This is a genomic window from Pseudomonas sp. URIL14HWK12:I12, from assembly GCF_003097135.1.
GTDB lineage: Bacteria > Pseudomonadota > Gammaproteobacteria > Pseudomonadales > Pseudomonadaceae > Aquipseudomonas.
The window spans coordinates 338,320-364,679 of sequence record NZ_QEQL01000007.1 but is presented as its reverse complement, the minus strand read 5'-3'; the positions used below and the strand labels follow the sequence as shown (position 1 = coordinate 364,679).

General features: G+C 60.1%; 23 protein-coding genes and 1 pseudogene. 12 read left to right on the top strand and 12 right to left on the bottom strand.

Translation table 11 applies throughout. The annotated features are described in order from the left end of the window. From F474_RS21020 to F474_RS20990, 7 genes and pseudogenes are all read left to right on the top strand, one after another. A pseudogene (locus F474_RS21020) lies at window positions 1-1,050 on the top strand (hypothetical protein); the annotation flags it as partial. A gap of 2 nt (window positions 1,051-1,052) precedes the next feature. Further along, window positions 1,053-1,835 carry a DUF6708 domain-containing protein gene (locus F474_RS23385; protein ID WP_371919437.1) on the top strand — a complete coding sequence of 261 codons (783 nt, stop codon included), beginning with the start codon at window positions 1,053-1,055 and terminating at the stop codon, window positions 1,833-1,835. A gap of 83 nt (window positions 1,836-1,918) precedes the next feature. Continuing rightward, on the top strand, window positions 1,919-3,226 hold the full coding sequence (locus F474_RS21010) for a CitMHS family transporter (RefSeq protein WP_097087699.1): 1,308 nt from the start codon (window positions 1,919-1,921) through the stop codon (window positions 3,224-3,226). A 31-nt stretch (window positions 3,227-3,257) separates the two neighbouring features. Beyond that, the gene (locus F474_RS21005; protein ID WP_097087702.1) at window positions 3,258-3,998 is read left to right on the top strand and encodes a TerC family protein; all 741 of its coding nucleotides are present in this window, start codon (window positions 3,258-3,260) and stop codon (window positions 3,996-3,998) included. Between the two features lie 113 nt (window positions 3,999-4,111). After that, window positions 4,112-5,761 (top strand): Na/Pi cotransporter family protein, encoded by a 1,650-nt coding sequence (locus F474_RS21000; protein WP_097087704.1) that lies wholly within the window; start codon window positions 4,112-4,114, stop codon window positions 5,759-5,761. 78 nt (window positions 5,762-5,839) lie between these two features. Further along, on the top strand, window positions 5,840-7,234 hold the full coding sequence (locus F474_RS20995; RefSeq protein ID WP_097088434.1) for a pitrilysin family protein: 1,395 nt from the start codon (window positions 5,840-5,842) through the stop codon (window positions 7,232-7,234). A gap of 67 nt (window positions 7,235-7,301) precedes the next feature. Continuing rightward, entirely contained in the window at window positions 7,302-8,357 is a 1,056-nt protein-coding gene (locus tag F474_RS20990; protein ID WP_097087706.1) for a DUF5924 family protein, read from the top strand. On the opposite strand, the gene F474_RS20985 is transcribed toward F474_RS20990, so the two are convergent. The 6 genes from F474_RS20985 to F474_RS20960 all read right to left on the bottom strand — a co-directional run bounded on the left by F474_RS20985 (window position 8,339) and on the right by F474_RS20960 (window position 13,404). Beyond that, complete coding sequence (locus tag F474_RS20985) at window positions 8,339-9,568, bottom strand: nucleoside recognition domain-containing protein (protein WP_097087709.1); 1,230 nt, start codon at window positions 9,566-9,568, stop codon at window positions 8,339-8,341. The genes F474_RS20990 and F474_RS20985 overlap by 19 nt on opposite strands. Window positions 9,569-9,615: 47 nt before the next feature. Beyond that, window positions 9,616-10,947, bottom strand: coding sequence for a glutamate/aspartate:proton symporter GltP (gltP, locus tag F474_RS20980; protein WP_097087712.1), 1,332 nt, complete (start codon window positions 10,945-10,947; stop codon window positions 9,616-9,618). 505 nt (window positions 10,948-11,452) lie between these two features. Continuing rightward, window positions 11,453-11,920 carry an inhibitor of vertebrate lysozyme family protein gene (locus tag F474_RS20975; protein ID WP_097087715.1) on the bottom strand — a complete coding sequence of 156 codons (468 nt, stop codon included), beginning with the start codon at window positions 11,918-11,920 and terminating at the stop codon, window positions 11,453-11,455. Window position 11,921: 1 nt separating this feature from the next. Next, window positions 11,922-12,086, bottom strand: a complete 165-nt coding sequence (locus F474_RS20970) for a DUF1328 family protein (RefSeq protein WP_097087718.1) — start codon at window positions 12,084-12,086, stop codon at window positions 11,922-11,924. Between the two features lie 29 nt (window positions 12,087-12,115). Next, window positions 12,116-12,394: a hypothetical protein gene (locus F474_RS20965; RefSeq protein WP_097087720.1), complete on the bottom strand. Its 279-nt coding sequence runs from the start codon at window positions 12,392-12,394 to the stop codon at window positions 12,116-12,118. A 176-nt stretch (window positions 12,395-12,570) separates the two neighbouring features. After that, window positions 12,571-13,404 carry a BON domain-containing protein gene (locus tag F474_RS20960; RefSeq protein WP_256577819.1) on the bottom strand — a complete coding sequence of 278 codons (834 nt, stop codon included), beginning with the start codon at window positions 13,402-13,404 and terminating at the stop codon, window positions 12,571-12,573. 207 nt (window positions 13,405-13,611) lie between these two features. On the opposite strand from F474_RS20960, the gene algB reads away from it, so the two are divergent. Both algB and F474_RS20950 read left to right on the top strand, forming a co-directional pair. Beyond that, window positions 13,612-14,958 carry a sigma-54-dependent response regulator transcription factor AlgB gene (gene algB / locus F474_RS20955; RefSeq protein ID WP_097087726.1) on the top strand — a complete coding sequence of 449 codons (1,347 nt, stop codon included), beginning with the start codon at window positions 13,612-13,614 and terminating at the stop codon, window positions 14,956-14,958. Then, window positions 14,955-16,742: an ATP-binding protein gene (locus F474_RS20950; protein ID WP_097087728.1), complete on the top strand. Its 1,788-nt coding sequence runs from the start codon at window positions 14,955-14,957 to the stop codon at window positions 16,740-16,742. Before algB ends, F474_RS20950 begins: the two co-directional genes overlap by 4 nt. A gap of 3 nt (window positions 16,743-16,745) precedes the next feature. Here the strand turns inward: F474_RS20950 and F474_RS20945 are convergent, their stop codons facing one another. After that, window positions 16,746-17,378, bottom strand: coding sequence for an SCO family protein (locus F474_RS20945; protein ID WP_097087732.1), 633 nt, complete (start codon window positions 17,376-17,378; stop codon window positions 16,746-16,748). Window positions 17,379-17,563: 185 nt separating this feature from the next. On the opposite strand from F474_RS20945, the gene F474_RS20940 reads away from it, so the two are divergent. After that, a complete protein-coding gene (locus tag F474_RS20940; RefSeq protein ID WP_097087735.1) occupies window positions 17,564-18,202 on the top strand; it encodes a hypothetical protein in 639 nt (212 codons plus the stop codon). Window position 18,203: 1 nt separating this feature from the next. Here the strand turns inward: F474_RS20940 and F474_RS20935 are convergent, their stop codons facing one another. The 4 genes from F474_RS20935 to F474_RS20920 all read right to left on the bottom strand — a co-directional run bounded on the left by F474_RS20935 (window position 18,204) and on the right by F474_RS20920 (window position 22,954). After that, a complete protein-coding gene (locus tag F474_RS20935) occupies window positions 18,204-19,730 on the bottom strand; it encodes a SulP family inorganic anion transporter (RefSeq protein WP_097087737.1) in 1,527 nt (508 codons plus the stop codon). Window positions 19,731-19,947: 217 nt separating this feature from the next. Then, a complete protein-coding gene (locus F474_RS20930) occupies window positions 19,948-20,649 on the bottom strand; it encodes a carbonic anhydrase (RefSeq protein ID WP_097087740.1) in 702 nt (233 codons plus the stop codon). A gap of 277 nt (window positions 20,650-20,926) precedes the next feature. Next, complete coding sequence (locus F474_RS20925) at window positions 20,927-21,982, bottom strand: PA0069 family radical SAM protein (RefSeq protein WP_097087743.1); 1,056 nt, start codon at window positions 21,980-21,982, stop codon at window positions 20,927-20,929. Between the two features lie 75 nt (window positions 21,983-22,057). Continuing rightward, on the bottom strand, window positions 22,058-22,954 hold the full coding sequence (locus tag F474_RS20920; protein ID WP_097087745.1) for a LysR family transcriptional regulator: 897 nt from the start codon (window positions 22,952-22,954) through the stop codon (window positions 22,058-22,060). 121 nt (window positions 22,955-23,075) lie between these two features. Between F474_RS20920 and F474_RS20915 the strand changes: the two genes are divergently transcribed. Further along, window positions 23,076-23,855 carry an N-acetylmuramoyl-L-alanine amidase gene (locus F474_RS20915; RefSeq protein WP_097087747.1) on the top strand — a complete coding sequence of 260 codons (780 nt, stop codon included), beginning with the start codon at window positions 23,076-23,078 and terminating at the stop codon, window positions 23,853-23,855. Between the two features lie 103 nt (window positions 23,856-23,958). Next, window positions 23,959-25,563: an EAL domain-containing protein gene (locus F474_RS20910; protein WP_097087750.1), complete on the top strand. Its 1,605-nt coding sequence runs from the start codon at window positions 23,959-23,961 to the stop codon at window positions 25,561-25,563. Here the strand turns inward: F474_RS20910 and F474_RS20905 are convergent. Further along, a complete protein-coding gene (locus F474_RS20905) occupies window positions 25,560-26,333 on the bottom strand; it encodes a MetQ/NlpA family ABC transporter substrate-binding protein (protein ID WP_097087752.1) in 774 nt (257 codons plus the stop codon). The two genes, F474_RS20910 and F474_RS20905, sit on opposite strands and share 4 nt — an antisense overlap. Window positions 26,334-26,360 lie beyond the last annotated feature (27 nt).

The window sequence follows — 26,360 nt, the reverse complement described above, 5'->3', positions numbered from 1 at the left end:
GGGTTGTGGTTTCAGCAGGACAGCTTGATGCGCAACCACAAGGCGTTGTTGGAGGTGGCCAGTGATGAACGCGCGGAGGCGCTGGCGGCGGTGGGGTCGGCGACGTTGGGGGTGATTGGGATGGGGGTAGAGGCGGCGGGGTTTGCGGTGAAAGCATTGCGGCCTGATTGGGTGGTGAGCTCGAAGGTAAATGCGCCAACGGTGGGGGGCAGGATTGCGACAGGTGGTGCGTTTATCGCTGCATTGGCGGGGGTGGCGGATGCTGTGCAATATGCTATGGCAGCAACTAGGACTGTTTCAAAAGGAGATGCAGTTAGTGCCCGGCATTATCTAACTGCCGCAACATTTTCGGCGCTTTCCGCGACTGCTTTTGGTGTTGCGGCGCTTGTAAGCTCAATGCTGCTACTTACAACCGGCCTGGGTATCGCTTTTATGTTGATAGCCTATACTTCTTACAGAGATGCAAAAAAAAATGAGTCCACGCCTATCGAAGAATGGATTAGAAAAAGCCGCTGGGGTCTACCTGATGAAAGCAGGCGCTGGTTAACCTCAGACCAGCTTGTAGCAGCTACAAACTCATTAAACGTCGCATTGATAGGCGCGTCAGCACACGTTTCTATCCAAATCAGGCCGATGATCGCCCCGACATCGTCAGATGACGCTCTGAGTCTGGCCTTCCGTGATCCGAACTCAATTCCAATGAACGCCTACCTCGTCTTCGAGATAAACCTGCCGCACTACGAACCTGAGCTATCAGCTTATGAATTTATAATTTTAGGTAAAAATCCGCTTTCTAAAGCGCTAAACATCCTCGCTTGCGGCAAAAGCGAAAAAAGCCTTGAAAGCCCAGGCCCGGACTTCCATATAGATAAAGTCATCGAAAAGGAAGGATCGATCTCGAAAGATTACAACCCCAAGCTCAAGCGACTGCGAATCGAAGGGACGGTCAGATCAATGGAATCCACCCTGCCGACCGCCTTAACCCTCTACGTAACCTACTGGGTGAGGAAGAACGATGCCAGACCCCTCAAGATTGTTTACAGCGACTAGCAATGTCTCATAAACAAACCCAAAAAAGCAGTTGCCTGCCTCAGTTAAACTCTCCCTGCAGGGGTTGGAAAAAAGATCTGCTCAATCCAGGAAAATGTAGTTCCCAAAAAAATTTAACACAACCGCCATTGCTGAACTCGCGAAACAGCATCACGATGGAGGTGTCACGAAAGTTCTCAATCCCCCGCGGCTTGTCGACGCTTCTAGCTGTGCCTTTTTTTATACTTGGCCCCTTGACTGTCGGCGTGACGATAAAGACTTGGATGGTAGCGGGGGTTATGACTGAGCTTATTTCCATATTAACGCTTGCATTGATGATTTGGTGCGTGGTCATTTTGATAAGAACGGATTTAAATACACCCCTAGACGAGCCAATACGCTTCAACCGTGCACGTCAAAAAATCTATGTTTATCGCTTTAAACCTCGTTGGACGGCCCCTTGGCGCCGCTGGCCTATCGAATTTTCCATCTATGATTGGCCGCAAGTGCGCGCAGAGCTTTGGTCCAGCGGCTCTGGGGTCTATTACAGATGCGGCACCATACTCTCAGTCGTGGATACCGGTACCGGCGAAGTCATAGACCGCTTCCCCATGAACCGCGACACGCTGTCCGAAGAACCATGGCTCTACATCCACACCTACATGGAAAAAGGCCCCAGCGCCCTCCCGCCGTTCGATACCCCACGCGACCCCAATGAGCTTGTGTGGTACAGCCCCTTTCGCCGCTGGGCGCCCAAGGTCAAGTGGCCCGAGGCCATCGACCGCGAGTCCACCACCGCGCCATGAAGCCCACCCATCCCCAGAAAGCCTCGTGAAAGCTTGCCCCACTACCATCGGCGCCAGAACACAAAAACAACAAGGGTGCTGCAATGTTGACCTTCCTTGGCTTTGCCATGGTCATCACCTTCATGGTGCTGATCATGACCAAACGGCTTTCCGCGCTCATCGCGCTGATCATCATCCCGATTCTGTTCGCCCTGTTCGGCGGCTTCGCCAGCAGTATTGGCCCGATGATGCTCGAAGGCATCAGCAAGCTGGCGCCGACCGGCGTCATGCTGATGTTCGCCATTCTCTACTTCGCCTTGATGATCGACTCCGGCCTGTTCGACCCGGCCGTGCGCGGCATCCTGCGCCTGGTCAAAGGTGACCCACTGAAGGTATCGGTGGGCACGGCGGTACTGGCGCTGGTGGTGTCGCTCGACGGTGATGGCGCGACCACTTACATGATCTGCTGCGCGGCCTTGCTTCCGCTGTACCAGCGCCTGGGCATGAGCCCTCGGCTGATGGCAGGGCTGATCATCCTGGCAGGTGGCGTAATGAACATGACGCCATGGGGCGGCCCCACGGCGCGCGCCGCCAGCGCGCTGCATGTAGACCCTTCGGATATCTTCGTGCCGATGATCCCGGCCATGCTGGCCGGTGTACTGGCGATCCTGGTGATCGCGTACTGGTATGGCAAGCGTGAGCGCGTACGCCTGGGCGAGTTGAAGCTCCCCGACGACCCCACTGCCCATAGCGAGATCAGCGTGTCGCAGTTCCCCGAAGCACGCCGCCCCAAGCTGCTGTGGTTCAACGCCCTACTTACTCTGGTGCTGATGGTAGCGCTGATCAACGGCCTGCTGCCGCTGCCGGTGCTGTTCATGGTGGCGTTCAGTATCGCGATGATCGTCAACTACCCGTGCCTGCAAGCTCAAAAAGACCGAGTGGCGGCCCACGCGGGCAACGTGCTGGCGGTGGTCGGCCTTATTTTCGCCGCGGGGATCTTCACCGGCATTCTGTCGGGCACCGGTATGGTCAGCGCCATGTCGAAAAGCCTGCTGGCGGTGATCCCTGAGGCCATGGGGCCTTATCTGGCCCCGATCACGGCGCTGGTGAGCATGCCGTTCACCTTCTTCATGTCCAACGATGCCTTCTACTATGGCGTGCTGCCCGTGTTGGCCGAAGCTGCCAGCCACTACGGCATCACCCCCGTAGAAATGGCACGCGCCTCGATCGTGGGCCAACCGGTGCATCTGCTGAGCCCGCTGGTGCCTTCAACTTACCTGCTGGTCGCGCTGGCGGGCATCGAGTTCGGCGATCACCAGCGTTTTACCCTTAAATGGGCTGTATTGGTGTGCCTGTGCATCTTGCTTGCGGCCTTGCTGCTCGGGACCTTCCCGTTGGTCGGCAGTCTATAACTCACCTAACTGAACGCTTAAAGGAACACGCATGGCCTGGTTGACCAGCCCCGAAATCTGGGTAGCTTTCTTCACGCTGACCGCGCTGGAAATCGTGCTCGGGATCGACAACATCATCATGATCTCCATCCTGGTCAGCCGCATGCCCAAGCCCATGCAGAGGCGGACGCGGCTGTTCGGCCTGGCGCTGGCGATGGTGACGCGCATTCTGCTGCTGCTCTCTATCACCTGGGTGATGCGCCTTACGGCCGACCTGTTCACCGTCTTGGGGCAAGGCATCTCCGGGCGTGACCTGATCCTGTTCTTCGGCGGCCTGTTCCTGCTGTGGAAGAGCGCTCAGGAGATTTACCACGGCATGGAAGGCGAAGAGGAAAGCAGTGATGCGCCCAAGAGCAAGGGCGGCAATTTCTGGTTCACCATCGTTCAGATTGCCATCATCGACATCGTTTTTTCGCTGGATTCGGTCATCACCGCCGTGGGGATGGTCTCGCACGTCCCCGTAATGATCGCGGCCATCGTAGTGGCCGTCCTGGTGATGATGCTGGCCTCCGGCGCCATCAGCCGCTTCATCGATGCGCACCCGTCGCTGAAGATGCTCGCGCTGTCGTTTCTGCTGGTCGTAGGTACCGTACTCATCGGCGAGGCATTCGACGTACACGTACCTAAGGGCTACGTTTATTTCGCGATGGCATTTTCCCTTGCCGTTGAAGCGATCAACATCCGCATGCGGACCGGCGCCGCCAAGCGCAAGCGAGACGTAGACGAGGTGTGAAATATTACAGTTTTGTTTCAAAACGAGCGCTTGCTGTGCCATTCTGAGGGGCTTCACAGCATCACACTTCACCGCCGGGTAGCCGGCGGCGCTCAACAGGGAGGCCGGAGTTCATGCTGACCCTGCTCAATCTCCTATCGGCCGTGGCACTGCTGGTGTGGGGCACACACATCGTGCGTACCGGCATTCTGCGGGTCTACGGCACAGCCTTGCGGCGGCTGCTGGGGCAGAACATGTCCAAGCGGCCGCTGGCGTTCATCGCGGGCATATTGGTCACCGCGGTGGTGCAGAGCAGCAACGCCACGGCGATGTTGACCACCTCATTCGTGGGCCAAGGGCTGATGACCCTGGTGCCGGCGCTCACCATCATGCTCGGCGCCGACGTAGGCACCGCCTTGATGTCGCGGGTACTGACCTTCGACCTGTCCTGGCTATCGCCTCTTCTTATCTTTCTGGGCGTAGTGTTCTTCTTGTCGCGCAAGCAAACGCGCGTTGGCCAGATGGGCCGGGTGGGCATTGGCCTGGGGCTGATCATCCTGGCGCTGCAACTGATCGTGGAGGCGGCCACGCCTATCACCCAGGCACAAGGCGTGAAGGTGCTGTTCGGCTCGCTGACCGGCGACATCCTGCTCGACGCCTTGGTCGGGGCGCTGTTCGCCATGGTCTCCTACTCGAGCCTGGCGGCAGTGCTGCTCACCGCCACGCTGGCCGAGGCAGGCGTGATCAGCCTTCCGGTGGCCATCGGGCTGGTGATCGGCGCCAATATCGGCAGCGGTCTGCTGGCGTTCATCTCCACCAACATGCAGAACACACCTGGGCGGCAGGTCGCGTTGGGCAGCCTGCTCTATAAGCTGCTGGGCCTTCTGCTGATCATCCCGGTGCTTGAGCCGTTGGCGCACTGGATGGACTCGCTCAACTACGATGCGCAGACGATGGTGATCGGCTTTCACGTGATCTACAACAGCCTGCGGTGCGCCATCTTGCTGCCGACCACCGGCTGGATGGCAAAACTGTGCAGTGCTCTGCTGCAGCCCCGCCCGCAAGCCCAGCGCGAAGCGGGGCCACGCCACCTGGACCCTGCCGCACTCAGCACGCCAAGCCTGGCGTTGGCCAATGCCACACGCGAAACCTTGCGCATCGGCGACATCGTCGAAAACCTGCTCAGGGCGATGCTCAACGTGTTACGCGGCCACCAGACTGCCGTAACTCAGGAGGTGCGACAGCTCAGCGATGAGGCGGAGGCGCTGTACAGCGCGGTGAAGCTTTATCTGGCTCAGATGCCGCGTGAAGACCTCAGCGACCAGGACAGCCACCGGTGGGCTGAAACCATTGAGTTGGCCGTCAACCTGAACCTGGCCAGCGACTTGATCGAGCGCATGCTGCGCAAGGTGCAACAGCAAAAAACCTCTCAGCGCCGCTCCTTCTCGGATGTCGGGCTGGAGGAAATGGCTGAGCTGCACACTCAACTGATGGCCAACCTGCGCCTGGGCCTGAACGTGTACCTCAGCGGCAACCCAGACAGCGCCCGCCAGTTGCTCAAGGCCAAGCGCACGTTCCGCGCGCTGGAGCGGCGCCTGGCGCACGCACATGTAAGCCGCTTGCAGCGCAAAGTGGTCCAGAGCATCGAAACCAGCTCGCTGCATCTGGAGCTGATTGCCGACATGAAGCGCATGAACTCCCTGTTTTGCGCCAGCGCCTACGCGGTTTTGGGCACTGCCGACACGGGCGCGTTGCTTGCCGAAGCGAATCAGGAAACGCCTTGAACGACAGGTTGCCGGCACAGTCTGTTGACTGAGCCGGTGCATGGCGTAGGCTTTGCCCGTTACCGCAAGGACGCCCGTATGCGCTGTTTGCTGTTGATCCTGCTGCTTTGCCTGCCACTGCCTTCTTTTGCCGCCGACCGGCTTCAGGTCGAAGGCTACCTGCTCGATAACGGCCTGCAGGTGTTGCTCAAGCCCAGCACCGAAAAAGGCCATGTGGCAATCCGCCTTGTAGTAGGGGTGGGCTTCGACGATTTCCCGTGCGCAACCCAGAAGTTGCCCCATCTGCTGGAGCACTTGCTGTTCAGCGGGCTGGACGACAGCGGCGAAGCGGGCCTGGAGCAACGCATGCAGGCGTTGGGCGGGGAATGGAACGCCTTCACCAGCGACGTCGACACCACCTTCGTTATCGAAGCCCCCTCGCGTAACCAGCGCAAGGTCCTGGACCTGCTGCTGGCGATCATCACCCGCACCGAGATGACTCAGGCCCGGCTCGAGGCAGCGCGCAAAATCGTGGAGCACGAAGACGGCGGGCACGCCTCCCACGTTCAACGCTGGGTAGACCGGCAGGGCCTGGGCCGCGAAGCCAGCGACCAATTGGCTGTGGAAATGGGCTTGCGCTGCGCCGATCGGGCTTCCCCCACCGGGCTCACGCTGGCGCAGGTCAACCAGGTACGCCAGCAGTGGTACGCCCCTAATAACATGACGCTGATCGTGGTAGGCGAACTGGACAAACTGCTGCCCGCCTACCTTGAGCGTACCTACGGCGACCTCCCAGCCAGCGAGCCGGGCGAGCACCCTGCCGCCACCCTGGAAGGGCACGCCGCCCAGCGCGAACGCACGCTCTACGCAGGTTGGGTAGGCGACGCAGCCACCTTGCACTGGTATTTCCTGGAACCAGACCTTCCCGATGACGTGCCCGCTGCTACATGGGACGTGCTGCAGGACTATCTGGACTGGGAGCTGTACAACCAAATGCGGCTCCAGCGTGGGCTGTCCTACGGGCCGTGGAGCGCGAACGAGGGTTTCGGCGACCAAGGCGTGATGAGCCTGAACGCCGGGGTGGACCGCGCCGATGTCCCGGCGGCCCGCCAGGCAATGAGCGACATGTTTCAAGGCCTGCGCACACATGGGCTGGACCGCCCGACGTTCGAGCGCATCAAGCTCGCCAGCCTCTCGCGCCAGGCCTGGGCGGTGCAGGGCAACAGCGCCTTGGCCGACTACTATTGGCAATCGTTGGCCGACTATGAAGACGGTCACTTCTCGGACCCGCAGAAGGCCCTGCGCGCGGTGACTTTCGAGCAGGCCAACGACGCACTGCGCCGCCTGCTGGCAGACCCGGGCTACGTGCGGGTGGAGCAACGGCTAATCACCTATGACCAACTGCAGTACGCCCTGGATTACGGCCCCTGGGCGCTGGCCGCGCTGTTCATCCTGATGATAGGCGCCGTATGGCTGCTGCGGCGCCGGCGTTGACAGGCGGGCAAGCAACGCCAGGTTCAAGCCGGTATCCTGTGCCCCTTCGCAGCTTCCCAGGCACCTCATGAAACCATTGCCCCCGATCATCCTGCGCATCATCGAACTGCTCAAACGCTATCCCGGCGTAGTGGCACTGTTTGGTTTCTGCTCAGGCCTGGGCAGTTTCATGCTGGTAGACCGGCAGGCCAAGCTGGCCACGCCCATTGCCATCGTGTTGCTGGTGAGCTGGGCCTGGCTGATGGTGGAAAACGCCGTGACCGGCTTTTTTGCCCGGCGCTTCAAGCGCGAGATCCCGGCAGCAGTGCTGCGCTACCTGACGCAGATGATTCACCAGGAAAGCCTGTTTTTCGTACTGCCGTTCTTCTTCATCACCACCAGCTGGAACAGCGGGCAACTGGTGTTCACCGGCCTGCTGGGGATGGCGGGGCTGGTATCGATCATAGACCCCCTCTACTACCACTGGGTGGCCCCTCGGCGCTGGCTTTTCCTGGCCATGCACACTTTGACGCTGTTCGCCGCGCTGCTCACTGCGCTGCCGATCATCCTGCACCTCACCACTGCAGAGAGTTTCCAGCTGGCCTTGGTTACGGCCATGGCACTGTCGTTTCCCAGCCTTGCCAGCAGTTTTCCTATCCGGACCTGGCGCCGTGCGCTGCTGCTGATCACTATCACGCTGATGGTGGGGGGCGCGGGGTGGCTATTGCGCACCTGGGTGCCGCCGGCCACCTTGTGGCTGACCGAGGATGCCGTCACCTTGGACCTCGACAATCAGACCCGCACCCATGGCGAGGGCTTGCAAAGCCTGACCGCCAGCCAAGCCCGCGGCGGCGTTTACGCCTACACCGCCATCAACGCACCCAGGGGCCTGGATGAGCGCATCTACCACGTGTGGGAGCTCAACGGTAACGACATGGACCGCATCCCGTTGGACATCCACGGCGGCCGCAAGGAAGGCTACCGGGCGTGGACCCGCAAGCAGAACTTCCCTGCCGACCCCACCGGCAAGTGGCGTGTGCGTGTGGAGACTGAAGACGGGCAGCTCATTGGCATGTTGAAGTTCCGCATCGAACCCGACGCAGCAGGTGCGGCGCCGGCGGCGGATCAGGCGAAGAACCAGTAGCACACCGCGATGGCTGCGATCACACCAGCCATCTCAGCCAGCAAGGCACAACCCACTGCGTGACGAGCACGCTGGATACCCACGGCTCCGAAGTACACCGCCAACACGTAGAAGGTGGTCTCGGTACTGCCCTGGATGGTGGCCGCCACCAGTGCCGGGAAGCTGTCTACGCCTTGGCTCTTCATGGTCTCGATCAGCATGGCCCGCGCAGCACTGCCGGAGAAGGGCTTGACCAGCGCCGTAGGCAGGGCGTCGACGAAGCGGGTGTCGATGCCAGCCCACTGTACGAGGTGGCGGATACCTTCCAGTAGCAGATCCAGCGCCCCGGAAGCCCTCAGCACCCCGATGGCGCAGAGCATCGCCACCAGATAAGGCAGCAGGCTCTTGGCGACATCGAACCCTTCCTTGGCGCCTTCGATGAATGTCTCGTATACCGGCAAGCGCTTGAGTGCGCCGACCAACAAGAACAATGTGATCAGCCCAAACAGCGTGACGTTGCCCAGGATCGAAGACAGGCTGGCCAGCGCCGTGGCAGAAAGGGTTCCAAGGAAGGCCATGAATGCGCCTAGCAACAATGCGCCTGGCACCAGATAAGCCAGCACCACCGGGTCCCACAGGCGCAGCCGCTGCATCACCGCCACACTCAATAGCCCTACCAGGGTCGAGCAACTGGTCGCCAGCAGAATGGGAAGAAATACCAAGGTCGGGTCCGGCGCGCCTTGCTGAGCGCGGTACATGAAGATGGTTACTGGTAGCAGCGTAAGAGAGGAGGCATTGAGGACCAGGAACAGGATCTGCGCATTACTGGCCACCGTCGCGCTGGGGTTGAGCTCCTGCAGGGCGCGCATGGCCTTCAGGCCAATGGGGGTGGCGGCGTTGTCGAGCCCCAGGGCATTGGCGGCGAAGTTCAGGGTGATCAGGCCCAAGGCGGGGTGGCCTGGCGGCACTTCAGGCATCAGCCGGCGGAACAACGGGCCGAGCACTTTGGCCAGCCACTCGACGATGCCGGCTTTCTCAGCGATCTTCAGAAAGCCCAGCCACAGGGTGAGGGTGCCGAACAGCAGCACCATGACTTCGACCGACAGCTTGGCCATGGCGAAGATACTTTCGACCATGGCCGCGAAGATGCCGCTGTTGCCTGCAAACAGCCATTGCCCTAGCGCCGATACCGCCGCTACCAGGAAAAAGCCGAGCCAAAGGCCGTTGAGCATCGAATATCCCCGTCAATTACGCTTGGCCGGGGATGATAACGCGCCTGTCAGGTGCGCTCCACTTCGCCCACCCGAGGTGCCTGCTTGGCACGCCAGTCAGGCAGGCTGTTCCAGTAGCGCTCACCCTTGGCATCGTTGTACATGCCCTCCCAACGGGCGATCACCAGTACGGCCAGCGCGTTGCCGACCACGTTCAAGGCGGTGCGCGCCATGTCCATGATGCGATCCACGCCTGCGATGAACGCCAGCCCTTCCAGCGGGATGCCCACGCTGCCCAAGGTGGCCAGCAGCACCACGAAGGAGACCCCCGGTACGCCGGCGATGCCTTTGGAGGTCACCATCAGGGTCAGCACCAACATGAGCTGCTGCCCGATCGACAGGTCGATGCCGTACAACTGGGCGATGAACAACGCAGCGATGCTCTGGTAGAGGGTCGAGCCGTCGAGGTTGAAGGAGTAACCGGTAGGTACCACGAAGCTGCTGATTGCTTTGGGCGCGCCGTAGGCCTCCATCTTTTCGATGATGCGCGGCAGCACGGTCTCCGAGCTGGCTGTGGAATAGGCCAGCACCAGCTCATCCTTGAAGATGCGGATCAGCTTCATCATCGAGAAGCCAAAGGCACGCGCCACCAGGCCCAGCACTGCCAATGCGAAAAAAGCGATGGCTACGTATACCAGGATTACCAGCTTGGCCAACGGCAGCAACGAAGCGAAACCGAAGTTGGCGACAGTCACTGCGATGAGGGCGAATACGCCAATCGGCGCATAGTTCATGATCATGTGAGTGACCTTGAACATCGTCTCGGAAATACCCTGGAACGTACGCACCAGAGGTTCGCGTGTTTCGCTAGGCAGGCTCGAAAGCCCAAGGCCGAACAAGACCGAAAAAAAGATGATTGGAAGCATTTCGCCACGTGCGACGGCCGCAAATACGTTGGCTGGTATCAGGTTGAGAATCGTCGCAATGAAGGCATGTTCATGCTGCACTTCGGCTGTAGTTTTGGTGTATTGGGAGATATCCACCGTGCCTAGAGTGCTCATGTCGATGCCGGTGCCGGGGTGAAAGAAATTGGCCAGCGCCAGGCCCACCACGATGGCGATGGTGGTTACCACCTCGAAGTAGAGGATCGTCTTCAGGCCAATGCGGCCCAATTTCTTGGCATCGCCTACGCCCGCAATGCCCACAATCAATGAGGAAATAACGATTGGCACCACGATCATCTTGATCAGCCGAATGAAGATGTCACCCGCCGGTTGCAAGACATTAGCTATCCACCAGGCCTTTTCAGCGCTGTAGTGGTTAAGCAGAGCGCCTACGGCAATCCCTAAGGCCAGGCCGATCAGGATTTGCCAGGCAAGGCTCAGACGTGCCTTTCTCATTATTGTGACCCTCTTCGATAATGGAGGTGTAACGGGGTATTTCTCGAAAAAGGGGCAACTATTCAGAGGATTACCACGGTCGTCTAATGCCGGATATGGCTATGCCATGCAATATCGGCATGAGAAAAAACCTAATCTATTCATCAGCTTAGGGGCTTTGGCGAGATGTTCGAATAACCGAACCGCCACAGGCTTGACGGCCTGGGCCTTAGGGAGCTGAATGCCGTCAAAGGGTTGTCAAGGGGTCGGAATTCCGAACAGCATCTGCATAGTGGCCTGCGCCTCATAAACCCGCCGAGCGGGCAAAAAAAACCGCGCTGGCGATGCACTCTTAACGTGCGCAACGCCAACGCGGTTTTTATGCCTGACCCGGCCCTTGCGGAGGCACTCCCTGTACCCCTAGGTCACTTCGGCTACACAACAGCCAAAGTATCCCGGCCCCCTGGTCATGCCAACGCCCCCTTCAGGCCTCGGCAGGTCGAGGTTCAACGCGTACACCGCAGGTTCAATACCAGTCAGGCTCTCTACGCAATTGCTCCATCAACATTTCTTGCATGCCCTCGTCAGGCTTACCCAGCCAACGGTAGTTGGCATGGCGTGTCGGCGACTTGTCCTGAGGCAGCTCTGCCGGGACCTGCACCCATAGGGCGTAGGCACGGGACTTGCCCCAATCGAAGGCGACGATAATCTGGTTGTTTCTACAACTTTGCTCTTGCTCGCAGACCTGGCCCACCAAGTACTTGTCACCGTCTTCGGTGGTGGCCGTCATGGGCGGGGAATAGCCGGAAAGGTTTATCACCCATTCAGGCAACCGCTCCTCACTCCTAACCACGTCAGCCCAGGCTGCCCGATACTCTTTATCAGTAGAGACGAGGTCACTGGCGCGGTCCTGGCCGTCGTTACCGGCCATTGCGGCAGCGCTGCTGGCGAGCAAAAGCCCCGCCAGCATTGGCTTGAGGATGCTGCGACCCATGTCAGAGCTTGCCGCGACGGCCAAAGAAGAACGACGCAACAAAGAGCACCAGGAACACCACGAACAGAATCTTCGCGATACCGGCTGCTGCGCCCGCGATACCCCCAAAGCCCAGAACTGCAGCGATGATGGCGATAATCAGGAAAGTAACGGCCCAACTCAGCATGGTATTGCTCCTTCAACGAGAGTGATCAGTCAGAACACCCAGCGCGGTTCACGCGGGGCTTGGTCGAACGTTTCCACCGTGCCGGAAGCCTGGAAGCGACCGGAGACCTGATTGCCGTTAGCACTGACTTCACTCAGGCGATGCAAGCTGGTGGCATGATTCATATGGATCAGTTGCTCAGCGGGCTGGTTCCAATAAAGAAACTGCTGGCAGGCAATCAGTGTGATCACCATCGCCAGCATGGCCGACAGGCCCTTGCGGACATTCAGGGTAGAAGCGGCAACGCTTTCACTGTGTTGGCGATTCATCCTGATGTTCCTCTCACTGAGCATGATTCATGGGTTCGGAGATACCATTGCAGCCCGCATGCCAAGTTTTAAAGAGGAATAAAATACTTCTAAATCAATTAGTTACAAAGATCCAGATGATTAGCGCGGCAAGCAAGATGCCCGATACCCCCTCCCGGTTCGGGCATCTTGCACGATCACTGAATCGCACCGCTGTGCGATACCTTGAGCAGATCTGGATCCACCCCGCGAACGCCCCTGATTCGGCGCGCCACTTCGACGGCCTGGCTCTTTTGCTCACTGCTGGCCACCTCCCCCGACAGGCTAACGACACCTTCCTGCACCTTCACCTCGATACTGAGGGCATCAAGGTTGCGGTCGTAGAGAAAGCTCGCTTTGACTTTGCTGGTAATCCAGGCATCGCTAACGCTTTGGTCAGTGATTTTTGCGTCGGTTTCAGCCTGCGTAGTCTGGGTATCGGCGGCGCTCAGGCTGATCAGGTTATTGACCACCGTTACACCGTCGGTGCTGCCCGCCAGCGTACCGGCCAGCAGCTTGGCATCGGCGGTCAGGGCCCGGCCTTTGAGCGTTACCGTCCCTGCGTCGGTGCTCACTTGGATGTCCGAGCCCGCTGTGGCCGCATTCCAGGTCAGCTTGGCGCGAATCGTAGCGGTCAGCGTGGCATCGTCGATCCGTTGTGCCACGGCTTGCCGGGCAGGCGGGCGTTCAGCGAGGCCAGGGTCGATAGTCAACCGGTTATCTACTTGGCTGGTGTCGCCAGCGGCTTGGGCGATCTGCGAAGCCAGGTCCTTATCTTGTTGGTTTTCCACCTTGCCAGTGAGCACCGCCTGCCCGTTGAGCATCTGAACCCCCAGGTCATAGGGGCTCAGGCGTTTGTTCAGGGCGAATGCCATCCAGATGGCACCTGCTTGCTCGCCGGGCGGCTTTGCTGCAGGCGCGGCCAGCGCCATGTGGCTCACAGCCAGGGCAGCGAAACCGGCCAGCCAGGCACGGGTAATATGACGTGGCATTGCGCTCTCCTTCATCGGGAATGAAGGCAAAGCCTAGCAAGGCAGGGGCAGGCCATTGCAACCCCGCATTTTTGCAGAATTTCAGCGGGTTATCGCTGTCTGTTTCCAATGGCTACCGCCAAGGGCGCTAAATGCTTCACAATCGGGCATTGCAACTTGCCCGATCAACGGGTAATCACATCGTACTTTTCTAGGGAGCGTCGGACGATGGAATCCGAGACGGGGCACCAGGGCCGCATACTGCTGGTGGACGACGAAGCGGCCATTCTGCGCACCTTTCGTTATTGCCTGGAAGACGAAGGCTACAGCGTGGCCACAGCCGCCAGTGCTGCGCAAGCCGACGCCTTGCTGCAGCGCCAGGTGTTCGACCTCTGCTTTCTCGACCTGCGCCTGGGCGAAGACAGCGGCCTGGATGTGCTCGCCCAGATGCGGGTGCAGGCACCATGGATGCGCGTTGTGATCGTAACGGCCCATTCGGCAGTCGACACCGCCGTCGACGCCATCCAGGCCGGCGCTGCCGACTACCTGGTCAAACCCTGCAGCCCCGATCAGCTGCGCCTGGCCACGGCCAAGCAGCTGGAAGTCCGCCAGCTCTCGGCGCGCCTGGAAGCGCTCGAAGGCGAAATTCGTAAGCCAAAGGATGGCCTGGATTCCCACAGCCCAGCGATGATGGTGGTGCTGGAAACGGCTCGCCAAGTCGCCGTAACTGATGCCAACATTCTTATCCTTGGCGAGTCGGGGACGGGTAAGGGCGAGCTTGCTCGCGCCATACATGGCTGGAGCAAGCGCGCCAAGAAGGCCTGTGTGACCATCAACTGCCCTTCGCTGTCGGCCGACTTGATGGAAAGCGAATTGTTTGGTCACAGCCGTGGCGCCTTCACTGGCGCCAGCGAGAGCACCTTGGGCCGGGTGAACCAGGCTGACGGCGGTACATTGTTTCTCGACGAGATCGGCGACTTCCCTCTCGCCCTGCAGCCCAAACTGCTGCGTTTCATCCAGGACAAAGAATATGAAAGGGTCGGCGACCCGGTCACCCGCCGGGCCGATGTCCGCATCCTCGCGGCGACTAACCTGAACCTTGAAGACATGGTCCGAGAAGGGCGTTTCCGCGAAGACCTGTTGTATCGCCTGAACGTGATCACGCTGCACCTGCCTCCGCTGCGCGAGCGCAGTGAGGATATCTTGACTCTGGCCGAGCGTTTCCTGGCCCGTTTCGTCAAGGAATATGCCCGCCCCGCCCGCAGCTTCAGTGATGAGGCTCGCTCGGCACTGCTCAATTACCGCTGGCCCGGCAACATCCGCGAGCTGCGCAACGTGATCGAGCGCGCAAGCATCATTTGCCCTCAGGAGAAAGTCGAAGTCAGCCACTTGGGGATGGGTGAGCAACCTACGGCCAATGCACCTCGTATTGGGGCAGCCATGAGCCTGGACGAGCTGGAGAAAGCCCATATCGGTGCGGTGCTAGCTACCAGCGATACGCTTGATCAGGCTGCAAAAACGCTGGGCATCGACGCCTCCACCCTGTATCGCAAGCGCAAGCAATACAACCTATGAAACTGTCGATGAAGCTGCGGACTCGGCTGTTCCTGAGCATTTCGGCACTGATCACCGTTGCGCTGCTCGGGTTGTTGCTTGGGCTGATCAGCGTGATTCAGATCGCCGACAGCCAGGAAAGCGTGATGCGTAGCAATGTCGACACGCTCGAAACGGGCCTGAAACTGCGGCAAAAGCTGGGCGACCAGTTGGTGATGACGATGGCCAATGCACCGGACGTTGCGGCCCTCACCAAAGCCCAAGGCGATTTTCAGGGCCTGTTGGACAAGGCCGTCGCCCTCCCGGCAAGCACGGTGGAGCATGTAGCCTTCGCACAGGCGAGCCAGGACTACCAACGTTACCTGCAGTTATACGCTCAGGCGCTCGCCGAAGGTCGGCCGGTCAACACCGATCCGGCCCTCACCCAGGCGTTCAACGCAGTGCGCGGCAACCTGATTGCCGCGTACAGGGCTACCATCGACTCCATCGGCGCCAATGGGCAGATTGCTCACCGCCACGCGTTGTGGATCTCAGGGCTCCTTGGGCTGGTCGGGATCGCTGTACTGGTTGTCGGTTTCTTGACCGCAAACCGGGTGGCACGGCGCTTCGGCGAGCCGATCGAGTCGTTGGTCAAGGCTGCCGATCAGATCGGCAAAGGCAACTACGAGGTTGTGCTGCCGCTGTCCCGAGCCCCCGAAATGAGCTTGTTGACACGGCGTTTCGGGAGCATGGCCAAGGCGTTGCGCGAGCATCAGGCAACGAATGTCGACGAGCTATTGGCCGGCCAGCAACGCCTCCAGGCGGTGCTCGACAGCATCGACGATGGGCTGTTGATGATTGATCGCGAGGGCCTGCTGGAGCATCTGAACCCTGTCGCTCAACGCCAGCTGGGCTGGGAAGACGACCGGCTGGGCATGAGCCTGGGCCAGGCCCTGGAGCGTCCCGACCTCGACGAACATCTGCGGCTGATCCTCTGCGGTGGTTCGCTGGAAAGAGCTCTTGAAGACCTGAGCTTCGAGGTAGGGGGCGAGCCTCGGCTTCTAGCCTGCAGCCTGACGCCGGTCACGCACCCCTCCGAGCAGATTCTGGGCGCGGTCATGGTGTTGCACGATGTCACAGAGCAGCGTGCCTTCGAGCGGGTACGCAGTGAATTCATCCTGCGGGCATCCCATGAACTACGCACCCCGGTTACGGGTATGCACATGGCCTTCGGGTTGCTTCAGGAGCGCCTGCGCTTCGAGCCAGCCTCACGCGAGGCAGACCTGTTCGGCACCGTGAAGGATGAAATGCAGCGGTTGATGCAGTTGATCAACGACCTGCTCAACTTCTCGCGCTACCAAAGTGGGCAGCAAAAACTCACGCTGGCGCCCTGCAACGTGCAAGCGCTGCTTGAGCGTGCATACCAACGGCATGCACCGGCCGCCACTGCCGGGCATATCGAATTGTTGATGGACGTGCCGGATGGGCTGCCACGGGTGCAATGTGACGAAGCCCAGCTCGACCGAGTGCTGGATAACCTGCTGGACAATGCAATCAGGCATACGCCAGAAGAAGGTCACATTCGTTTGCAGGCGCGTCGCCATGCCGAGCGGGTGATCATCAGTGTCGAAGACACTGGGGAAGGAATTGCCTATGGCCAGCAGGGCCGAATCTTCGAACCTTTCGTGCAGGTAGGCCGCAAGAAGGGTGGCGCCGGCTTGGGCCTGGCGTTGTGCAAGGAGATCCTTCAACTGCACGGGGGGCGCATGGGCGTCTATTCCCGACCAGGCCAAGGCACACAGTTTTATATGGCATTGCCTATCTGAGCGTCAGTCGCGCCTAAGCAATGCCGGTAATACTGCTTTCAGCTTCTGGCTATCGAACGGTGCGCGGATAAACCCGCGCAAACGCCCGTCGGGCCCTACCAATGCAAGGTTCCCGCTGTGCTGCACGGTGTAATTGGGCTTTGTGGTGTCGGGCGGCACGAATGGAATGCTCACGGCCTCCGAGAACTTTGCCAGCACTTGCGGCTGCCCGCTGAGGCCCTTGAAGCTTTTGTCGAAATAATTCAGATATTGCTTGAGCCGCTCAGGCGTATCCCGGGCCGGGTCTACGCTAACCAGGTAAACCTGCAGCCGCTGCGCTGCGACAACAGGCAATTGAGCGCGAAGGTTTCGCAGCTGGGCCAGGGTTGTTGGGCAGATGTCGGGGCAAAAGGTATAGCCGAAGAACAGCAAGCTCCAATGATTTTTGAGCTGGTCCAGCCGCACGGGTTGCCCAGCCTCGTCTAGCATTTCCAAGGCGGGCATTGGCCGGCCCTGCTGCAAAAGAATGATGCCGGCGCCCAGCAATTGTGGGTCGTCTGCCAATTCGCGCTTTTCCAGCATGCTCGGCGCCACGCCTGCGATCATGATGGTAACGACTGCCAGGAGGCCGAAGAGGATTTTCTGGTTTCTGGACATGATGGGCCATGCACACATAGAACGGTGTGCCACCTTACCCCATCTCTATGGTCGCTGCGCAGTCGGGGGCATATAACCCCGCTGACAGTTATGGCACCGATCTATGACAAATATGTCTTACAAGGGGCCAATGGCCAGCTATCGTATCGACCCTTACGTTGGCAACAACATTTCGTGGAGAGTTCATGAAAACCGCCGCATTGCGCGAGCAAATCGAGCGCGCCCACGCTCATGAAGAGGCCACTGGCCAGTTACGCCTGCAGCTGGAACGTCAGCTACCTGCCTTGCATCCGTCTATCACTTTCGAAAGCAGCGAGCCTAAAGACGCACTGGTGGCGTTCGTCAGCGCTTATATCGAACAGGTTCCGGACCTGATAGACGCGGCGGCGACCGTTGCGCGCGAAGCCGGCATCGAGTCGCAGATCAAGCCGGTGCTGCAGATTGCCGAAGATTACTTCTTCACCCCGCCTCACATCATGCATGGCCATGAGGGCCTGGACTGCCTTCTGGATGAAGCGTACTTGGCTCACCGGCTGGTCGAAGAAGTGAACGACCTGTACATCCGGCATTTCAGCCAGCCGTTGATACCGCTCGATACCACAGTGGCTAACTTGATCGCCCACCAGCTGATCGGCGAAAGTTTTGCGAACCAGCTCGATGAAGTGGTGCACCATTCGGTAGATAACTTACTGGACGAAGACAGTTTCACGCTGGAGTCGGTGCAGGCTTACAAAAGCACCTTGACCAGCCCCGAGACAGGCGCAGCCTGGAAGCGCTGGCCGTGCCTGTCTCGTCAGCTGGGTATCGGCCTGGATGTAGCCTGAGTCAACCCATGCCTGCGTGGGTGCGCAACTGCCCTTCGATCCTGCGCTTGAGGCCTCGGCTCTCGATGATCATGCGCGAACCACTGGCCTGGTTGGCACGGCCCCAGTCCTCGAGCAGCTCAAGGCAAGAGTGGTCGATGTAGTTCAAGTTACCGAGGGGCACATAGACGCGTGTGCCAGGCTCGATGCTGTCCAATGCTTTGGTCAGCGCCGGCACCTTGAGGAAGGTCGCCGAGCCGGCCATGCGCAACTCAACTTCCTGCTCGCCAGTGGGCACTACCTGGATCTTCAAGCGAGCGGCCTTGAGCGCCAGGCGCACCAACGTCAGCGCAAACCCCAGTAGCACGCCGGTCAGCAGGTCGGTGAACACGATCGCCAGTGCAGTTGCCGCATAGGTGAACATTGGCATCCGGCCGTAGCGGCCCAGGCCGCGCAGGGCTTTGAAGTCCACAAGCTTCACCCCGGTGAATACCAGTACGCCGGCGAGGCTGGCAATCGGAATGCTCTGCAGCAGGCTCGACAGCAGCACGACGAACCCTAACAACCATACGCCGTGCATTACCGCCGAATAGCGAGTCTGGGCCCCGGCTTGGACGTTGGCCGAGCTACGGACGATCACGCCGGTCATCGGCAGTGCACCGACGACGCCACAGAGCATGTTGCCGACACCCTGGGCGGATAGCTCACGATCGAAATCCGAGCGAACGCCGCTGTGCATACGATCCACCGCAGCGGCCGACAGCAGGGTCTCTGCGCTGGCAATGAAGGCGACCGCCACTGCCGCGATCAGAATGGCTGGATCAGCGAGGCTCATCAACCCTGCCGGGGTGATCCAGTCGATGGCCTGGGTAAGGTTGGCGGGCACTTCGACACGACGAACCGGTAGTGCAAAGGCAAGGCTCACCACGGTGGCGGCTGTTACACCCAGGAGAGCGCCGGGTACGAAACGCAAACCCGCAGGCTTGAGCTTTTCCCAGGCGTACATGATTGCGATCGTCAGCAGCCCAAGCAGGCCGGCTTGCCAACCTGCACCGCCGCCCAGTGTGGGCAGGGACTCAGCCACCGCGCCGGGGAACTCCATCAGGTTCTGCAACCCGGATGGCTGTGGGGCTTGATCGAGCATGACGTGCACCTGCGATAACACAATCAGCACACCGATACCCGCCAGCATTCCGTAAACCACCGCAGGCGCGGTGACGCGGAACCAGCAACCGAGGCGCAACCGCCCGGCCACCAACTGTAGGAAGCCTGCCATCAGCAGAATAGGACCCAACATGGGCAAGCCATGTTGGCGCACCAGCTCGAACACCAGCACGGCAAGGCCTGCAGCCGGGCCACTGACCTGCAAGGGCGAGCCTGCCAGCATACCTACGACGATACCGCCGATGATCCCGGTGATCAGCCCTTTGGCGGGTGGAACGCCCGACGCAATGGCGATGCCCATGCACAGCGGCAACGCCACCAGGAACACCACCACGGAGGCCATCAATTCCCTTGGCATCGCGGCCTTGGTCTGAGAAACGTTCATGTTCACTCTCCTGAATGAGCATTCAGGCCCGGCACCGCCGCGTCCCTGGCAGGCACGCACTCACGACTTCTTAAAAACAATGGCGGCAGCAAGCCGCCCCTTGCTTCGAAGGGGTGCGCAATACCGTTGTTATTATTATTGAAAAGCGGCGATGGCCTCGGCTGCACACACTAGGTGTGCAGCCGTCGCTGGCCTGTAGTTCAGATCGACTGGGCGATCAAAAGCGGCCTTTAGGGCTCGCACTGGGGATATTCGTTGCCTGGCTCAATGACACGAAGCGGTCTTCGGTGGCGTCATAAGCTTTGATCTCGCTGGTTTCGATGTTGTAAACCCAGCCGTGGATGAACAACTGCCCGCTGGCAAGGCGCGATGCCACTGAAGGGTGGGTACGCAAATGCTGCAGCTGTGCAATCACGTTCTCTTCGGTAAGCACACTCATGCTTTCAGCTTCGGTCGCGCAGTTACAGTTATCGTGCACAACGGTCTTGGCCACTTCAGCGTGGCGCAGCCAGGCTTTTACCGTAGGCATCGTCTCAAGGCTGTCAGGGTTTAGCACCGCGCGCATTGCGCCGCAATCAGAGTGCCCGCACACGATGATGTGCTGCACGCCCAGGGCCATGACCGCGTACTCGATGGCCGTGGATACACCGCCGTTCATCTGCCCGTACGGCGGCACGACGTTACCGACGTTGCGAGTCACGAACAGCGTGCCTGGCGAGCTGTTGGTGATCAGCTCAGGGACGATTCGTGAGTCGGCGCAGGTAATGAACATGGCGCGAGGGGCCTGGGCGGTAGCAAGCTTCTTGAACAACTCCTGCTGCTGCGGAAACACTTCTTGGTGGAAATGCCGGAAGCCGTCGACGATATGCTTGAGGGCCTCTTCCGCACTGTTAACCGGGGTCTGGTCCTTGGATGTCATGCTCTATCCTCTTAAACGGGTCAAGTTTCCCACACAGATGGGTAATAAATCCTACACCGCTGTTGAACGATGTCGAGCTTTGCAAGTGTGACTGAATGAGACAATTTTCAAAGTAAACACTCAAGCTTAAAAAAAGCTTAAAGCCGACCGCTCAAAACCGGCCTGCACAGCGCATTCACAGTGAATAGCGCGATATCATTATAGTGGCGTGAGAGCGCTTTTTTTCACAACTTTGTATAGCAATTGGATATCAACTTTTTGGATCAACTTTTGAGCGTCAAAGTAGTGCCATTTGCCGCCCTGGTGGGCAAAATTGTGAAGTATCCAAAGACAACCCATCACGGCTCTGCAAGCCGTTGCGCCTGAGCGCGTGAGCGAAACGCTGTGCCAGCAGGTCTGCAAAAACCCCCTCGCCGCGCATGCGAACGCCGAAGCTTGGGTCATACAGCTGCCCCCCGCGGCTCTGCCTTACCAGGCTGAGCACGTGGTTCATGCGTTGCGGGTAATGGTCATGCAACCACTGCTCGAACAGCGGCGCGACCTCCAGGGGCAGGCGCAGGAGCATGTAGTTCGCGCTAAGCGCCCCCGCCTGCGCAGCCTCACGCATCAGGGCTTCGAGTTCATGGTCATTCACCATGGGAATCATCGGCGAGCACAATACCCCGACCGGCACACCGGCCTCAGTCAGCCGGCTGATCACTCGCAGGCGAGCGCCCGGCGCGGCCGCCCGAGGCTCCAGCACGCGCTTGAGGTCGTCATCGAGCGTGGTGAGACTTACCATCACCCGCACTAGCCGCCGCGCCGCCAGCTCACCCAAAATGTCGAGGTCCCGCAGAATCAATGCGCCCTTGGTCACGATCGTTACCGGATGGCGATAACGGAGCAGTACCTCGAGCACTTGGCGCGTAAGCCGGTATTCCCGCTCGATGGGTTGATAAGGGTCGGTGTTGGCGCCCAGATTGATCGGCGCGCATTGATAGCTTCGCGCGCTGAGTTGCTCTTCCAGGCGAGAGGCTGCGTTGGTCTTGGCGATCAGCCGGGTTTCGAAATCGATGCCAGGGGAGAGGTCCCAATAGGCGTGGCTGGGCCTGGCATAGCAGTAGATGCAGCCATGCTCGCAGCCACGGTAGGTATTGATCGATCGGTCGAACGGCAAGTCAGGTGAGGTGTTGCGGCTGATGATGCTTTTGGCGAGCTCGATACGTACCTCCGTGCTTGCGGTAGAAGGCACGTCCTGTTCCCAGCCGTCGTGTTCGGCAGTGCTATGGCTGGCGGCGAAGCGGTTGTGCGGGTTGCTGGCGGTCCCGCGGCCGCGGATAGGCGCGCTGTGCATGGCGAATCTCTCTATACTGTATGTACACACAGTATCAAGGCGGCAGCTAATGTTGAAGCACCGATTGATCCGAGGTTACAGATCTTCTGGAGGCTGGTAGTGCCTGAGGATTTCGACCAGCCGTTGTGCTGCGGGCGACAAATAGGCACCGCTGCGCCACGCCACCCCCACCTGGCGCGTGAAGCGCGTTTCCTCGAGCGGCACGACTCGCAGCGGGGCCACCGCCCGCGCGTTTTCCAACGATTGGCGGGTCATGAAGCTCAACAGCCCCGTGCTGGCGACCATGCGCGGAGACAACGTGATCAGGTTGGTTTCTATCTGTACAAAGGGCGGCGGCAGCTGGTGCTGGAGGAAGAGATGGTCGATCCAGCGGCGCCCCAGCGTACTGCTCGGCGGCAGGATCCAGCGGTACTTGCACAGCTGCGCAAGGCTGACAGGTTCGGCGAACAACGGATGATCGGCGCCGGCCACCACCATCGCATGGTCTTCTAGCAGCACGTGGGTCGTAAGGCCCGGGTCGTTGCTGTTCATCGGGCCGATGACGATGTCCAGCTCACTGCGGCGAAGGCCATCCTTGAGCACATCGTCCTGCCCGACCACAACCGACAAAGTGATTTCCGGTGCCTGGGCAATCAATTCGGCGACCAGGTCAGGCAATAGGTATTCGGTCATGGTCGCGGCACAACCCAGGCGGATATTGCCCAGGGCGCCACTTGCGAAGTCTCGAATCTCACGGCGGGTTTCGTCCGCGCCTTGCAGCAGGGCCTTGCTTCTGGCGAGCAATAGCTGGCCAACGGGGGTCAGGCGAATACGGCGCCCCTCGCGACGAAACAGCTGAGCACCCAGCGACTCCTCCAGCCGCTGGATGCTCTTGCTCAGCGCAGGCTGGCTCCGGTTGAGCCGCTCGGCTGCCTGGCCCAGGTGCCCCAGCTCGGCAATCGTTTCGAAATAGGCAAGGTCGCGAAGGTCCATGGCAGCCCGCTGCAAGATGTAGTGACAGCATCGTACCGCAACGAAGGCTGATGGCCGCGCACGTACTGCGTCCGCGTGCGTTACAATGTTGCGTTTCCTGCCAGCACTGATGCCACGCCCTATGAAGCCTTACCTCGCCTTGCTTTGTTTCGCCCTGCTCGCCGGTTGCGCCTCGGGGCCCCGCATCGATACCAGCCATCCCTCGGCCAACTACGACAGCCGCATACAGTTCGTGGTGATGCACTACACCTCCGCCTCCCAGGAGCGCTCGTTGCAGTTGCTGACGCACGGGCAGGTCAGCGCCCATTACCTGATCGGCGACGACGCCCAGGCCACTGTCTTCAAATTGGTAGACGAGCAATACCGCGCCTGGCATGCCGGAGAGAGCGAATGGGACGGCCGTACCTGGCTCAACTCCAGCTCGATTGGCATCGAGATCGTCAACCCCGGTTACAATGACACCCCCAATGGCCGCGTCTGGTATCCCTACAGCGAGGCGCAGGTCCAGTCCCTGCTTTACCTGCTGCGCGACATCGCTAGCCGATACCGCATCGACAAGCGCAACTTCATCGGCCACAGCGACATCGCACCACTGCGCAAACAGGATCCCGGCCCGTTGTTCCCCTGGAAGCGCCTAGCCGCCGAAGGCTTCGGCGTATGGCCTGCCGAAGCAGCGGTCGCCCAGCAGAAGGCCCGCTTCGACATCAACCCGCCCAGCATTACCTGGTATCAGGAGCAACTGTCACGGCTAGGGTATTCGATCCCACAAAGCGGTACCCTCGACACCGCGACCCAGCGGGTTATTGCCGCCTTCCAGATGCACTACCGCCCGCAGCGCTACGACGGTGTGCCTGACGCACAAACCGCTGCGCTCATTCAGGTGCTGCTGAACATGCGTTGAGCTTGCACCGGTCGCCGCTTTGGCTTAAATAGGGGGGCCGATCGGGCGTGAGGGCCCAGCGTTTTCGGAATATTTGGCCCTCTGGTCATCGGGACAGCTGATCATGCTGCTTTACCTTCTATTGCTGCGCCACCGCATTAGCCGCCCAGGTGTGTGCGCTGTGCTGGTCGCCGCGCTTGCGCTGGCTTTGCTCTGCACCTTCAGCCACTGGCTGATCCGCCATCAACAGCTCGAAAACGAACGCGAGCTGATGAACGCCCGTGGCGAACGGTTCGTCGGCCGGCTGGAGCAGATCTTCGCCCAGTTACGCAGCGCTGTGGACGAGCTCGACCAACAGCCTGTGCGCGGCTGTGGCGAGCCTATGCTGCAGTTGCTGCGGCAGGTAGGCATCGATTACCGCTTCGTCTTCGAAGCTGCTTACTTGGAAGGCGGCAAGGTTTGCTCCAACCGCATGCCGGTGCCAGTGACCAGCACCGTGCACTCGCCTGACCTGCAGGGCGAAACCTACAGTTACTGGCTAAACACAACCGAAGAACCCGACGAGAACCGCGCAGCGCTCATGATGGGGCGCGGCGAATTCCGCGTTTCGACCTCGCGCGGGCATTTGAGCGATGTCGTCGAGCTGCCTGCCCATGGCAGCTTGCTGATGGTGGTCGACCAGGGCCGCCAGGCCATTCCGGTGCTGGGCCCGGCACAGGCCTGGCCGCCGCCCGGCCTGCCTCCTACCCCAACCAACGCACTGTCGGTCACCGACGATCATTTGATCTACCGCATGGCCACGCGCTTTCCCGACTATCAGCTGGTGATGATCACGCCGCGCGCCGAGCTGCCATCGCTGATGGAGACACCGCTGTGGCTGTTCTACCCCTTCAGCTTGTTGCTGGCGTTGCTGACCGGCTGGACCGTGTTCCAGTCGCTGACCCAGCGCCAATCGCTGGAGTCAGCGCTGCAGGGCGCCCTGCGTCGGCGCGAGATTCGCGTGATGTATCAGCCTATCTTCGACCTCGACAGCCGCCGCTGCGTCGGTGCCGAAGCGCTAGTACGCTGGCGCCGCCACGACGGCAGCCTGACCAGCCCAGAGCTGTTCATTCCGTTGGCCGAGAACAGTGGCCTGATCCGCCATATCACCGACTTCGTGCTGCAGAGCATTCTTGAGCAGCTGGGAACAGTTCTGCGGGCAAATAAAGAGTTGTACGTGTCGGTGAACCTGGCCGCCTGCGACGTGACCGAGCCACGTATCGCTTCGGTAGCCGCTCGCCTGCTGAAGATTCACCGGGTATTGCCCACCCAGATTGCCTTCGAGGTAACCGAGCGTGGCCTGGTGGATGTGGATTTGGCGCAGAAAACGCTCGGAGCCTTCCGAGAGCGGGGGCACAAGGTGTTGATCGATGACTTCGGCACTGGTTACAGCAGCCTGGCTTACTTGCAGAACCTGCCCGTGGACTGCCTGAAAATCGACAAGGCCTTCGTCGACGCCCTGGGGGAGGATGCTGCCAGCAGCGGAGTAGCCCCGCACATCATTCGCATGGCGCACGCACTGGGCATGAAGGTCATCGCGGAGGGGATAGAATCCGAAGCCCAAGCCGAGCTGCTGCACGGCGAGGGCGTGGACTACGGCCAGGGCTGGTTGTTCGCCGAGGCCCTGGACGCCAGGCAATTTCGCGAGCTGGTGGCGATGCCGGCCGGCCCATTGCCCAGCATGGCTTAGAACGCAGGCAAAACCGCGCCTTTGTATTTTTCCAGAATGAACTGCTTGAGCTCGGGGCTGTGCAGCGCAGCGGCGAGCTTCTGCATGGCCGGCGAATCCTTGTTGTCCGGGCGGGCAACCAGGATATTCACGTAAGGGGAGTCCTTACCTTCGATCACCAGCGCATCCTTGGACGGGTCAAGCTTGGCCTGCAAGGCGTAGTTGGTATTGATCAGGGCCAGGTCGACCGTGGTGTAAACGCGGGGCAGGGTGGCCGCTTCAAGCTCGCGAAACTTCAGATCCTTGGTGTTCTCGACGATGTCCTTGGGCGTAGAGAGGATATCGGTGGGGTTCTTCAGCTTGATCAGGCCAGCGCTCTGCAGCAGCAACAGGGCGCGGCCGCCATTGGTAGCATCATTGGGGATGACGACCGTAGCCCCACCCGGCAACTCGTCGAGCTTCTTGTACTTGCTCGAATACGCGCCCAGCGGCTCCAGGTGCACACCGGTAACGGCGACCAGGTCAGTGCCTTTACCCGCATTGAACTCGTTCAGGTAAGGTTGATGCTGGAAGAAGTTCGCATCCATCCGCTTCTCGGCAACCTGCACGTTAGGCTGCACATAGTCGGTGAACACGCGCACGTTGAGCACCACGCCTTCCTTGGCCAGCTGGGGTTTGACGAACTCCAGGATCTCGGCGTGGGGCACCGCGGTGGCGGCCACGTTGAGGGTTTCGTCGGCGTGTGCTTGCAGCGCGAACAGCGCGGCACAGGCAACCAGCAGTTTTTTCATGAATCAACTCCTTGTGAAAGCCGCCTG

Coding starts and splice junctions, on each gene's coding strand:
- F474_RS23385 (WP_371919437.1), top strand. CDS start 1,053: ATGTCTCATAAACAAACCCAAAAAAGCAGTTGCCTGCCTCAGTTAAAC.
- F474_RS21010 (WP_097087699.1), top strand. CDS start 1,919: ATGTTGACCTTCCTTGGCTTTGCCATGGTCATCACCTTCATGGTGCTG.
- F474_RS21005 (WP_097087702.1), top strand. CDS start 3,258: ATGGCCTGGTTGACCAGCCCCGAAATCTGGGTAGCTTTCTTCACGCTG.
- F474_RS21000 (WP_097087704.1), top strand. CDS start 4,112: ATGCTGACCCTGCTCAATCTCCTATCGGCCGTGGCACTGCTGGTGTGG.
- F474_RS20995 (WP_097088434.1), top strand. CDS start 5,840: ATGCGCTGTTTGCTGTTGATCCTGCTGCTTTGCCTGCCACTGCCTTCT.
- F474_RS20990 (WP_097087706.1), top strand. CDS start 7,302: ATGAAACCATTGCCCCCGATCATCCTGCGCATCATCGAACTGCTCAAA.
- F474_RS20985 (WP_097087709.1), bottom strand. CDS start 9,568: ATGCTCAACGGCCTTTGGCTCGGCTTTTTCCTGGTAGCGGCGGTATCG.
- gltP (WP_097087712.1), bottom strand. CDS start 10,947: ATGAGAAAGGCACGTCTGAGCCTTGCCTGGCAAATCCTGATCGGCCTG.
- F474_RS20975 (WP_097087715.1), bottom strand. CDS start 11,920: ATGGGTCGCAGCATCCTCAAGCCAATGCTGGCGGGGCTTTTGCTCGCC.
- F474_RS20970 (WP_097087718.1), bottom strand. CDS start 12,086: ATGCTGAGTTGGGCCGTTACTTTCCTGATTATCGCCATCATCGCTGCA.
- F474_RS20965 (WP_097087720.1), bottom strand. CDS start 12,394: ATGAATCGCCAACACAGTGAAAGCGTTGCCGCTTCTACCCTGAATGTC.
- F474_RS20960 (WP_256577819.1), bottom strand. CDS start 13,404: ATGCCACGTCATATTACCCGTGCCTGGCTGGCCGGTTTCGCTGCCCTG.
- algB (WP_097087726.1), top strand. CDS start 13,612: ATGGAATCCGAGACGGGGCACCAGGGCCGCATACTGCTGGTGGACGAC.
- F474_RS20950 (WP_097087728.1), top strand. CDS start 14,955: ATGAAACTGTCGATGAAGCTGCGGACTCGGCTGTTCCTGAGCATTTCG.
- F474_RS20945 (WP_097087732.1), bottom strand. CDS start 17,378: ATGTCCAGAAACCAGAAAATCCTCTTCGGCCTCCTGGCAGTCGTTACC.
- F474_RS20940 (WP_097087735.1), top strand. CDS start 17,564: ATGAAAACCGCCGCATTGCGCGAGCAAATCGAGCGCGCCCACGCTCAT.
- F474_RS20935 (WP_097087737.1), bottom strand. CDS start 19,730: ATGAACGTTTCTCAGACCAAGGCCGCGATGCCAAGGGAATTGATGGCC.
- F474_RS20930 (WP_097087740.1), bottom strand. CDS start 20,649: ATGACATCCAAGGACCAGACCCCGGTTAACAGTGCGGAAGAGGCCCTC.
- F474_RS20925 (WP_097087743.1), bottom strand. CDS start 21,982: ATGCACAGCGCGCCTATCCGCGGCCGCGGGACCGCCAGCAACCCGCAC.
- F474_RS20920 (WP_097087745.1), bottom strand. CDS start 22,954: ATGGACCTTCGCGACCTTGCCTATTTCGAAACGATTGCCGAGCTGGGG.
- F474_RS20915 (WP_097087747.1), top strand. CDS start 23,076: ATGAAGCCTTACCTCGCCTTGCTTTGTTTCGCCCTGCTCGCCGGTTGC.
- F474_RS20910 (WP_097087750.1), top strand. CDS start 23,959: ATGCTGCTTTACCTTCTATTGCTGCGCCACCGCATTAGCCGCCCAGGT.
- F474_RS20905 (WP_097087752.1), bottom strand. CDS start 26,333: ATGAAAAAACTGCTGGTTGCCTGTGCCGCGCTGTTCGCGCTGCAAGCA.